The 11989-nt window shown below is 47.4% G+C and carries 6 protein-coding genes; 1 reads left to right on the top strand and 5 read right to left on the bottom strand.

Translation table 11 applies throughout. The annotated features are described in order from the left end of the window. Window positions 1–16: 16 nt before the first annotated feature. The 3 genes from EL628_RS22060 to EL628_RS22070 all read right to left on the bottom strand — a co-directional run bounded on the left by EL628_RS22060 (window position 17) and on the right by EL628_RS22070 (window position 9663). The gene (locus EL628_RS22060; RefSeq protein ID WP_126582176.1) at window positions 17–760 is read right to left on the bottom strand and encodes an ABC transporter permease; all 744 of its coding nucleotides are present in this window, start codon (window positions 758–760) and stop codon (window positions 17–19) included. 15 nt (window positions 761–775) lie between these two features. After that, a complete protein-coding gene (locus EL628_RS22065; RefSeq protein ID WP_126582177.1) occupies window positions 776–1759 on the bottom strand; it encodes an ABC transporter ATP-binding protein in 984 nt (327 codons plus the stop codon). A 140-nt stretch (window positions 1760–1899) separates the two neighbouring features. Further along, window positions 1900–9663, bottom strand: a complete 7764-nt coding sequence (locus tag EL628_RS22070) for a non-ribosomal peptide synthetase (RefSeq protein WP_161975672.1) — start codon at window positions 9661–9663, stop codon at window positions 1900–1902. A 458-nt stretch (window positions 9664–10121) separates the two neighbouring features. Here EL628_RS22070 and EL628_RS22075 point away from each other — a divergent pair, with 458 nt between their 5' ends. Beyond that, window positions 10122–10814, top strand: coding sequence for a hypothetical protein (locus EL628_RS22075; protein WP_126582179.1), 693 nt, complete (start codon window positions 10122–10124; stop codon window positions 10812–10814). Between the two features lie 6 nt (window positions 10815–10820). Here EL628_RS22075 and EL628_RS22080 read toward each other — a convergent pair whose 3' ends face one another. Both EL628_RS22080 and EL628_RS22085 read right to left on the bottom strand, forming a co-directional pair. Next, a complete protein-coding gene (locus EL628_RS22080) occupies window positions 10821–11342 on the bottom strand; it encodes a GNAT family N-acetyltransferase (RefSeq protein WP_126582180.1) in 522 nt (173 codons plus the stop codon). Window positions 11343–11741: 399 nt separating this feature from the next. Then, window positions 11742–11975 (bottom strand): MbtH family protein, encoded by a 234-nt coding sequence (locus EL628_RS22085; RefSeq protein ID WP_126582181.1) that lies wholly within the window; start codon window positions 11973–11975, stop codon window positions 11742–11744. Between the last annotated feature and the right edge of the window lie 14 nt (window positions 11976–11989).

Here is an 11989-nt window from a genome sequence, read left to right on the forward strand (position 1 = left end):
CCTTTCCTACTGACGCTTAACGCAATTGCCAGCGTACACCACGAACAATGACCACAAACGACACAATGGTACAGATAATCAGCACGCCGATATCAAGAGGCATCGGAATCTCGTTGGAGCCTGATAGGGAGCCCCGAAGAGCATCTGCCACATAGGTGGGTGGAAGAAGAAGGCCGATCCACCGGAGTGCGACAGGGAAATTGTGCAACGGGATCAGGACTGGCGAACCAAAGAGCACACCAAAGAGCACAATTGATGCCAGGGTAGGAACAATCTGTGGGTCTAAGGCCAGCCCAATCACACCACCAACGCCAGACAATGAAAAGAGAGCCAGAAATATAATGATAAAGGTCCAGATACTTGTATTAAAACCGAGATGATAGAGGAAATTTCCTCCAAACAAGATGACCAGGATGCCAGGGAGCTGGATCAAGAGGCGCGAAATGAGCACTGCAATAAGCAAGCTCATTTTTGAAATGGGGAGTGAGGCATAATAAAGAAACTGGCCCTGGATCTTCATCTGCGCCATCTCCTGGGAGAGTGAGACGATTCCAAGCGTCACTAAACTCACAACGGTTGATCCCGTTACGATATAGAGGAGCCCAGAATGGTTTTGTCCGCTTCCCATGGAACCCAGTCCAAGCACCATCACAATGGGAACAATCAGAGAAAAAAGTACCGTAACAATCCAGAATACTCTCATCTCAAGCATCTGAATCAGAAAAAGTAAGGAAAATTCTTTCCAATAGCGTGTGATCATACGTGTTATGCTCCTCTATACATGGGCTTCTATCTGTTTGTTGGTGTGATGAATATACACATCTTCTAAGGAAGGTGGAACGACACGAAAATCGTCAATAAACGAGCTACATTCCAGAACAAGATGGTTCACGATGTTGCCGAGAGCGGTTTTTTCGGTAAAGAGAGAATAGTGCCTCGGTTTTGTGAGGACAAAAGAGCTGATGGATTGAAGTGTCTCCTCAATGATGGATATACCCTGTCGCTCGACCTCCTCTGCTTTCACCACAATATCAATACGCATGTCATGTTTGATACTCCGCTTGAGCTCTTCGGGGCTGCCACTGGCAATAACCCGTCCATGGTCAACGATTGCAACCTGTTCCACAACCTGTTCAGCCTCTAAGACATTGTGTGTGACCAATAGAAAGGTGATGCCATCAGTAGCATTAATCTGCTGAATCGTCGACCAGATCATTCTGCGGCGGACTGGATCAAGCTCATTGGTGGGTTCATCTAAGATGAGGATTCGTGGATGACCCATTAATGCCATCCCTAAAGAGACAGCACGCAGCATGCCTCCTGATAAGCGGTCTAAGTACTGGGTTCTATGTTCGCCCAGATCTAACCGCTCAATCATCTCTTTTGTCTGGATCGTAGCATCGCGTTTTGACATCCCTCGAAGTTGACCTGTAATAGTCAGCGCCCGATAGACTTCCAGATTTTTCATTGCGACGCGCGATTGGGGCATGTACCCGGTGATTTTTTTTACCTGGTCGGGAGATTTTACAACGTTTATCCCTTCGATCTGAATATCCCCTGAATCAGGGACAAGCAGGCCAAGAAGCTGAAGTAAGAGCGTGGTTTTCCCGGCACCATTCGGGCCAAGTAGTCCGAAGATTTCTCCCTGGGCGACATTTAGTGAAAGATTATCGTTTGCCAGAATAATCTCATTCTGTGGCTTCTTCTTGTATGTTTTTGTAACATTCTGTGCGCGGATAGAAAAAGTATCGCGTTCCATTGGAATGTATCCTTATGAGAAGGGAAAGCACATTGCGAGTGTTTGTCGGTGAGGGCCAGTCCTCTGTAACATCCAGTCAATGTGCTTCCCACCCTCTCGCAGAGAGGGACTAGAGGCTCAATAAGAGGTAAGGGCCTTTGCTATTCAAGTTCCTGTAAAAGTTCTGTTAAGAACTCTTCTCCAACCTGTTCTGACAGAGCCTGTAAGATGACTTCAGTGATATGAGCAACCGTTGGTTGTGCATAGAATTGGCGTAATGTAATGGTAACCTGAAATGTTTCCCGTAAGCGTGTGACGATTCTTGTTGCCAGAATGGAATCTCCTCCTAAATCGAAAAAGTTATCAAACACACCAATCTGTGACTTATTTAAGAGTTGGAGCATTATTTCAGCAACCAGAGCCTCTATAGGTGTGCGAGGAGCGACATACGCTTCTGATAAGTCTGGCCGTTCCATGTCCGGGATGGGTAAGGCATCGCGATTCAGTTTGCCATTTGGCATTAACGGCAATTGTTCAAGTTTCACAAAGGTTGAAGGGATCATATATTGAGGCAGCTTTTCGCTTAGGTATGCACGTAGAGCTGTGACTGTAGTCGTTGTTTCATTGGTCACTACCAGGTACGAGACCAGATATTTTTCACCTGGTTGATCTTCACGTGCGATAGTGACCACATCCTTAATATCTGGATGTTGGGCGAGGGTAATTTCAATCTCCTCCAGCTCAATACGAAAACCGCGAATCTTGACTTGACGATCCATTCGCTCAATGAACTCTAATTGACCATTGGCCAGATAGCGGACCTTATCACCGGTCTTATAAAGGCGAGAGGCTGGATCAGTGCTGAAGGGATTGCTGATGAAACGTTCTCTGGTTAATACCTCATCCAGATATCCTCGTGCCAGACCGTCACCACCAATATACAATTCGCCCGGAATACCGATTGGCAGTGGTTGCCTCTGCTCATCGAGGACGTACAGGTCAGTCGTCGGAATTGGGCCTCCCAGCGGCAGCGTTGTTTTTTGCAGATCGACACTATCAATGGGATGGCACGTGGTATAGACAGTATTCTCGGTAGGACCATAGCAATGAATAAAGCGGCAGCCTGGCAGATCCTGGAGCGTCTGTGCTACTTTTGTGGCCGAGACGATGTCCCCTCCTGTAAACAGATAACGCAGACCTTGTAACCGTTGTAAGTAGCCGTTCGCAAGTTGATGATAGAGACCAACCGCAATCCAGAGAACGGTGACATGATTATGCTCGATAATATCGCAGATCTCATCCAATGAAGGCTGTTCAATTGGACAGACTATGAGTTGTCCACCTGTTAAGAGAGGAGACCAGATTTCAAAGGTTGAGGCATCAAATGAGAATGGAGCCATCAACAGAAAAACCTGACTGCTATCCAGGGTGACATAATCTGCGGTGGTTACCAGTCGCACCACGCCGCGCTGCTCAATTAAGACGCCTTTAGGCACACCTGTCGAGCCCGATGTATAGATGATGTAGGCCAGATTATGTGGCCCAACTGGAACAAGCGGATTCGTTGTCGCTTCCTGCGCGATCGCATCGGCATCTCGATCCAGTAGCGTCAGTGGTGCAAACGCTTCAACTCTGTGTGCAAAAACTTGCCTGGTAACGATATGAGAGATATTTGCACTTTGAATGAGTATCTCCAGACGCGTTTCTGGATACTGGGGGTCCAGTGGTACATAGGCTCCTCCAGCTTTTAAGACAGCTAGCAACGTAATAACTGTCTCCAGTTCGCGTTCCAGCGCGATGCCGACAGGACTCTCGATCTGGACACCAGATGCGATTAACCAGTGAGCCAGCTGATTCGCACGCTCATTGAGTTGCCGATAACTCAATGTTGTTTCTCGATAGGTAACTGCGGGAGCCTCTGGCGTACGTTCTACCTGATCTTCAAAGAGAGAGGCAATAGACTGCTGTGGGTAGGATGGCCGGGAGCCCTGCCCCAACTGTAGCAGCTGTTGTTCTTCGACAAGATCAATGAGTGGTAGATTCCAGACAACCTGTTCAGTATCGCGGCAGATCGCTTCCAGGATATGTTGATAGTGTCTAATCATATCTTTGATGAAGCGCTGCGTAAAGAGATCCGTACTGTATTCTACTATTCCTCGTAATGTGCCTTCAAACTCATTCAACGAGAGAGAGAGATCAAACTTCGCTCCGTGTGAATCGAGCTCAAATGCATTCAAGGTTAAGTTTGGCAGATGAAGGACCGGGAGTGGTGCATTCTGAAGGGCAAACACCACCTGGACGAGTGGTTGTCGGCTCAGATCACGGACTGGTTGGAGCTCCTCGACAAGTTGTTCAAATGGGAAATCTTGATGCGCATACGCCCCGACGCATACGGCCTGCATGCGCTTGAGAACATCATGGAATGTTGGTCTGCCGCGCAGATCAGATTTGAGGGCAAGAGTATTGACAAAGAAGCCAATGAGCTCTTCAATCTCCGAATGGGTGCGGTTGGCGATAGGTGTGCCGATCAAGAACTCCTCTTGCCTTGTATACCGCAGCAAAAGAACCTGAAACGCTGATAGGAGCGTGACAAAAAGTGTCACCCCTTCTCGTTTACTTAAATCAAGTAAAGCTGTATGAAGATGGGCAGGAAAAGAAAATGTTTCCAATGAACCACGGAAGGTCTGGACCGAAGGTCGTGGGTAGTCTGTTGGGAGATCGATGATAGTCGGTATGCCTTGCAACTGTTCTTTCCAGTATATGGATTGTTCCTGTAGCACAGCTCCTTGTAACCATTCACGTTGCCAGAGGGCGAAATCCACATATTGAATTGGCAGATGATGTAAAGGCGACGGCTTTTCTTCTCGATAAGCTGAATAGAGTGCAATCAACTCTCGGAAGAGCACTCCCATAGACCAGCCATCCGAGATGCTATGGTGAATATTGATCACTAACAGATGTCTCTCTTCCTCAAGCTTGAGCAAGAGAATCCGTATCAGCGGTCCCTGTGTCAGATCAAAGGGGGTTTCAGCCTCAGCCTGGGCCTCCTTCATTGCCACCTGATCTCGATTAGATGAGGGCTGCGAGCGCAGATCAATAAAACGTAATGGTAAAGGGATACTGGCAGCAATAACCTGAGCAGGTTGCTCATCAAATATTTGAAACGTTGTGCGCAGCGTTTCATGACGTGCAATAATTTCACTCAGTGCTCGCTCAAGAGCCGATTGTTGTAAAACCCCTTTGAGCTCTAGAGCCAAGAGAACATTATAGAAAGGGAGATCAGGAGCCAATTGATCAAGGAACCACAGACGTTGTTGTGCAAAGGAAAGAGGGAATGGTTCTTTCCTCTCCTGTTTAATTAAAGGAGGATAAGTACTGGCGTTTCCTTGCATCAAGAGATGATCCACGTTGCGTGCCAGACCTTCTACCGTTGGAGATGCAAAGAACGTTTGTAAAGGGAGCTCTGCCTGTAAGAGAGTGCGGAGCCGTGAGATGACCTGGGTTGCTAATAATGAATGTCCGCCTAACTCAAAGAAGTTATCATAGATCCCAATCTGTTCAATTCCAAGAAGGTCAGTCCAGATCTTACTGATGGTAAACTCCGTCATGGTACGCGGTGGGACATAGGCATCTTCTAACTCTGGACGGACACGATTCAGGTCTGGGAGCGCCCGACGATCGACTTTACCATTCTCCGTCAGAGGAATAGCGTCCAGGATGATAAAAGCCGCTGGTATCATATATTCAGGCACATACTGCTCCAAATAGTGTCTGAATTGCAGAAATAGAGCACGCGAGCGTGCAGCTTTAAACAGATCGTTCGTGTACTCATGCCAGGGGACTGCTCTTTGCTCAGGCTGTGGAAAATCGGGGATGCTACGAGGAAGCGTCTCCTTTTGAAAGAAGACATCGAAGCGCCCTTCACGTGTATGGTTAGCCCAGCTCATCTGTAGCCTGTATCCGAGTGACTCAGCCAGAGGGAAGAGCTCTTCAGGATCGATACCGGTTATTGGCGTAGTTTCCAGATAGGTACGCAGCTCCGTGACTGTTTGTCCTTCAGTCTGCCCCTGGAGCACCTGCGTGAGAAGAAGATCTTGCGCAAGGCGTCGATTGGCGATATTAACCAGACCGATAGCGTCTGGCCTGTCCGCCTCGAGGATCTGTCGAAGCTGTTCAAGAGCAGGCTGCTCTTTCTGCCAATCCTGCCAGGAGATAGATTGCCGAGACTCTGCGAGGGTATCTAGATGTAAGACAACCTGATAGCGGAAACGCGTTAATTCATTCTGGAAAGAGCCACGTTTGGGGGTAATTTCTACTGCGGAAACGCGTTTCATCGTCTCTTGCAAGGCAAAGAAAAAAGCAGGATCAAGCAAGAGCTCTTTCTCCTGGGCCAAACGTCGCTGAATCTGTCTTTGTACCTGTTCAACAGAAGCGGTTGACGAGGCCTGATAGAATGCAACAGAGGTATGAAAGAGCTCAAATAGAGGCAAGCTACGAATATCGCCCAGGAAAATGCGTCCACCTGGTTTGAGCATCTTGATAGCTCCTTCAAGCACACGGAGAAGATAGAAGCTATCAGGAAAATATTGAACAATGGAGTTCAGAATAATTAAGTCGAATTGCTCGTCTTCCATGCCAGAAAAATCGTCGGCATTCTTTTCCAGCAGAGAGACATGAGCAAATTGGGTAGGATAGAGATCAAGATACTGTTGTAAATTGCGTAAGACAACATGAGAGAAATCCGTTCCCACATAGCGCTTACAATGAGGAGCCACACGTGTCAGGAGCAGACCAGTGCCACAGCCAATCTCAAGAACATGCTGATGATCAAGTTCTAATAGCTGCTGAACAGTGTTTTGCGTCCATTCTTTCATCTCCTGCCCGGGGAACGGTTGCAGCGTATAACTACTATTCCATCCAATGATATTAAAATCATCGTCTTGTGGCGTCTCCTGATGATACGTCTCCTCATACAAACTCTGCCATTGAGAGACATAGTGTGTTGTCTCTGGAGCCTCAATGGATTGAAGATCGGGCGTGAGAGCAGCATCAGTTGTGTCACTGTTGCGTTGAGGGACGACATAGGCCACGAGTTTTTTATCGCCAGGCTGATCTTCTCGCGCAATGACAACGACATCCTTTACCGCAGCATGATGGCTCAGAACGGTCTCCACTTCACCAGGTTCGATTCGATACCCACGAATTTTCACTTGCTGGTCAGTACGTCCTAAGAACTCTACCGTATAGTCATGTAAATAGCGCGCCTTATCTCCCGTATGATACAGTCGTACAGCCTCCTGGTGATAAGGAAAGCGATGAAGAATAAAGCGTTGTCCGGTTGTCTCCGGATCATTGTAGTAACCACGCGCCAGGCCATCTCCGCCGATATACAGATGACCTGGCACGCCAGGAGGCACTAATTGCATCTGTTCGTCCAGGATGGCGATCGATGTATTTGCAATGGGCCGACCAATGGGAACAGTAGAATGAACCTGCGTCTCATCTTTGATCCAATGGCAGCAAGTAAACGTCGTGCCCTCCGTTGGTCCATACCCATTAATGAGCTTGCAGGAAGGTAGATCATTCAGAACCTGCACCACTTTGGAGACAGAGAGCGCATCTCCTCCAGCAAGGATCTGCCGTAGACTTTTTACCTCCTGAAGGTAGCCATCGGCCATCTGATGAAAAAGACCAGCAGTCAGCCAGAGTGTAGTAACTTCGTACCGTTGGAGTAAAACACGGAGCTCATCAAGGGAAGGGCGAGCTATGGGGCAAATAACAAGCTTTGCACCATTCAACAAAGCTCCCCAGATTTCAAATGTTGAGGCATCGAAGGCTAATGGTGCCATAAAGAAAAACGTGTGCTCAGGACTAAAATCAGCATAATCTGCCTCTTTGACTAACCGCACGATACTGTGGTGTTCGACCATGACTGCTTTGGGAATACCAGTTGATCCCGATGTAAAGAGAATATAGGCCAGGTGTTGAGGGCTTACTTCATAGTCAAGGTTGGTGTCAGGGCAAGCCGAAATCTGCTGACTTTCTGTGTCCAGGCGGAGAAGCTGTTCTACCCAGGGAAGTTGAGGTGCAAATTGATCAGTAGTAATGATCAGTTGGATATCCACCATCTGGCTCAACAGGTGTAAACGCCTTGAAGGATACTGTGGATCAAGAGGAACATAGACGCCGCCTACTTTTACGATTGCCAGTAGCGCAATGATCATCTCAGGGCTGCGTTCTAGAAAAACGCCAATGGGCATCTCAGGAGTGATGCGATAGCGTTGTAAATAATGTGCAAGCTGGTTTGCCTGTTGGTTTAGCTCGGCATAGGTAAAACTACGCTGCTCAAAATAGAGTGCAGGAGCATGTGGTGTCTGGAGAACTTGCTCTTCAAAGCAGCTATGAAGAGCTACCTGGGGATAGGGAGTGATCTGTCCATGCCCCATAAAAAAGAGCTCTTCTGCTTCTTCTTGTGTCAGCAGAGGCAGATGCCAGATATTCTGCTCAGGATTTTGCAATACAGTGTACAAAAGATGTTCATAGTGCTGGAGTAGACGACGGATTGTCGTAGCCTCAAATAGATCGGTACTATACTCTGCCAGACATTCTAGTTTGCCCTTACTCTCCTCGATAGAAAGGAAAAGATCAAATTTGGCAGAGAGCGCATCGAGTTCTTCACAAGGATCAAGTTGGAGTCCTGGAAGCTCGAAGTGGGGCTGAGGCGCATTTTGCAGTGCAAACATCACCTGGACAACGGGCTGGCGGCTGAGATCTCGTTCTGGTTGGAGCTCTTCCACGATCTTCTCAAAAGGGAGATCCTGATGCGTGTAAGCTTCGAGGGATGTTTCATGAACCCGTTTTAAGACTTCATGAAAGTCTGGCTGATCTCGGAGATCTGCTTTTAACGCGAGCGTGTTTACAAAGAAGCCAATGAGACGCTCAATATCCGAGTGGGTGCGATTGGCAATCGGGGAGCCAACAAGGAACAGCTCCTGAGACGTATAACGTGCAAGCAAAATTTGAAAAGTAGCCAGGAGTACCGTAAAGAGAGTTTCACCTCTTGCTCGACTGAAAGAGAGCAGCCTGTCTCGGAGATCTGGTGAGAGCGTAAAGGTTTCAATAGCACCTTTAAAATTCTGTACAGTTGGACGAGGATGATCAGAAGGAAGCTCTAAAATAGTTGGAACGTCTTGTAACTGTTTTTTCCAATAAGCCAGTTGCTCTTCAAGAACCTTTCCCTGTAGCCACGCGCGCTGCCAGAGGGCAAAATCTGCATATTGGATTGCAAGCTCTGGCAGAGGAGATGGTTGATGAGAGACGTAAGCCGAGTAGAGCTCAATAATCTCCTGCTTTAATATTCCAACTGACCAGCCATCTGAAATAATATGATGCATATTAATCACCAGCAGATATTCATCTCCGGTTGTTTGCACAAGTAGAATGCGGATGAGCGGTCCTACCGTCAGATTAAAAGGAGTCTCTGCATCGGCATATGCTAATTTGAGTGCTTCATCATAGCTTTGATCAGATGGCCGAAGATCTTGATAAGAAAATGGCACCTCAAGTTCAGGAGCAATCACCTGAATGGGTTGATTGTTTTCGATTTGAAAGGTCGTACGTAACGATTCGTGGCGTCTGATAATCTCAGCAAAAGTGCTCGCTAATGCATCTAACTGAAGGGTTCCTTTCAGGCGCATAGCGAAGATGACATTGTAGAATGGCAGGTTTGGAGCCCACTGATCGAGAAACCATAAACGTTGTTGGGCAAACGATAATGGCAAGTTTCGTTGCTCTTTCGAGCGGGGACGAGGCCCTGATGAGTGTTCAGGAAGGCGCTGTTGAAGCCGGCTAATTAATTTTTGTCGCTGTTCAGCAGTCACACGAGGAGATGTTTTTTCGGTTGGTCGTAGATGCTGTTCTGTCATAGTTGACATCCGCCTCCTTACGGATAAAAATTATGCTTTCGACAGAGAGACTGAAAACAAGAGCTATTACCCAAATCTTTTTGTTCATAGCCTGTTTGCTTCTTGCATATGGTAAGAAATCTTACGATCTCTCAGCCCAAAAGAAGCCCCTAATTCGCATAAGTTCTTCAGCTCTCTATCTTTCTATGAGGCAAAAAAAATTTCTCAAATGAAATTACCTTTACTTTTGATACAATAACATATAAAACCTACTGAAATCAAGATACACTTTGTACAGCATCGTATTCAATTTTAGAACTGATAGTAAGTGGATGAGTTGGCATATCTGAATGGAAGAGTGAATAGCATAATCATTCATCGTTGAAGGAGTCGATCTAGAGCGAAGATATGATTGTACTTTATGTAAGGTGGACCACAGTTGTGTTAAAATAACAAAAAGTGCTATGAAAGGTGAGGATTTGGAACGATCTCTTCTCTCTATGCAAATGATGGTGATCTATCCGCATCGCTATCGCCGTCGCCGAGCTCTCATTGGCTTCGGACTCTGTTCTCTACTCGTTCTTGGGCTCGATGCCCTCGTTGTCTGGAGTTTCGGGATATTTGTTTATAGTAATATGCCACCGCCTATTTTTGTCTTTTGGGCACTGGTTGATGTCCTTTGGCCACTGGTGCTTACTGTTTTTGTGGGGTGGTCGGGATGGAGTTGTGCCGTCTATTGGAGGAAATGGCGGTCGGATCAGCCTCTCCTCATGATTGATACTGAGGGCATGCACATCCATTTCTTGCGAGGTGTAGACAATGTGTTGCTTCCGTGGGAGGAGATCGCGTGGATTGCGGTGTTTCCCATTGTCGACGAAACGTTTCTTTCTGTCAGTCTCAAGGATGTGCGGCGTTGGTGGACCAGGTATGGCAATGGAAAATCACGTTTTTTTTGGCGCGATCCTCTCACCCATGCACAGCTAAATCTCCGTCAGGCCGGGCTCTCTTTACCAGTCGAGCATATCTTCCGCTTCATCGAGGAGAACTACGCTCAAGAGTGTGCAGCCTCCAATGTCCACCTCCGACCAGATTCATTCTCGCTGCTTCTCAAATTCGCAAAATGCTGCAAAAAAAGTTTTACAGCATTTTGTAGAGACTGGTTATTCTCTTGAGTTGGCTTATAAAGCTGATTTGACAGCAGGACAGCAGAGGATAAACTCCTCGATCTCCGCGCCACGGGCGTTGGCGTAGCCTCGTCCTTCGCCGCAGATCGTGAAACCACATTTCTCCAGGACGCGGCGCGATGCCAGGTTGTCCTTTGCTACGCGGCCAAAGATGGGGCGCACTTGCACAATATCCAGCAAGGCTGTGAGTGCCCGGGTAGCGATGCCCTGGCCCCAGTAGGACCTGCCAAGCCAGTAGGTGACCTCTGGCCCCTCCATCTCTTCATCTCGATAGCTCGAGACGCTTCCTGCGACCTGTCCCTCAGCAATAATCGTCTTTATCGTGTTGCTCTCATCATTGAGAATCTTCTGCCAATGGCGCATAAAGGCTTCGCGGTCAGCCGGGTCTCTGGCTGTAAAAGCCGCCATATAGTTGGCCTCGGGGTCCAGCTGCTGCTCATAAAAAATAGGCAGATCGTCAGCGACCACATCTCGCAGGAGAATGTTGGGGACAGAATTTGGGATGTTCTTGCTCATGTTGCTGATGACTTCCTTGCAATTATTTTATAAAGGCTATTAGATCTCATCACGAAAGCCAGAGGTCTGATACCTGCGCTCTGTTGAGATCAGTCTGTTCATAGCTCTCTACATCTGATTCTTATTCACATGAGCTAACATGGAACCTCGAAGTGCCTATCAGAGAAAGAGATTATCCATCAGGAAGAAGCCCTTTTCAGAAAAGCTACCACGGTCATCATTTCTCATGACCGTGGTGGGTCGTTTACATCTCTTCTAGAATGAGCTTATTGTAGGGGAGCCAGTGGAAGTACTGTTCCACAGAAGTGAAGCCCGTTGGTAGCTCCATGACCGAACGAAGCAAGGATTCGCTAGATTTTAGGGGCTATCTGGACTTCAGCACCAGGAGTGGGAGAAGACTTACGCCTCAGTTTGTTGCTGACTGATAGCTTCCATATGCTTGCGTAAGCTCAATGGCCGCATATCTGTCCATACCTCTTTAATATACTCCAGACATTCTTGTTTCAAACCGCTTTTGCCAGCGTCACGCCATCCCAGGGGATTCTCTCTTTCAAGAGGCCAGATTGAGTACTGTTCCTCATGATTGAGGACAACTTTATAAATACTTGTGTCTTCCTGCTCATCGAAAGGCATGTACTATCTCCTCT

The organism is Tengunoibacter tsumagoiensis (assembly GCF_003967535.1).
Taxonomy (GTDB): domain Bacteria; phylum Chloroflexota; class Ktedonobacteria; order Ktedonobacterales; family Ktedonobacteraceae; genus Tengunoibacter; species Tengunoibacter tsumagoiensis.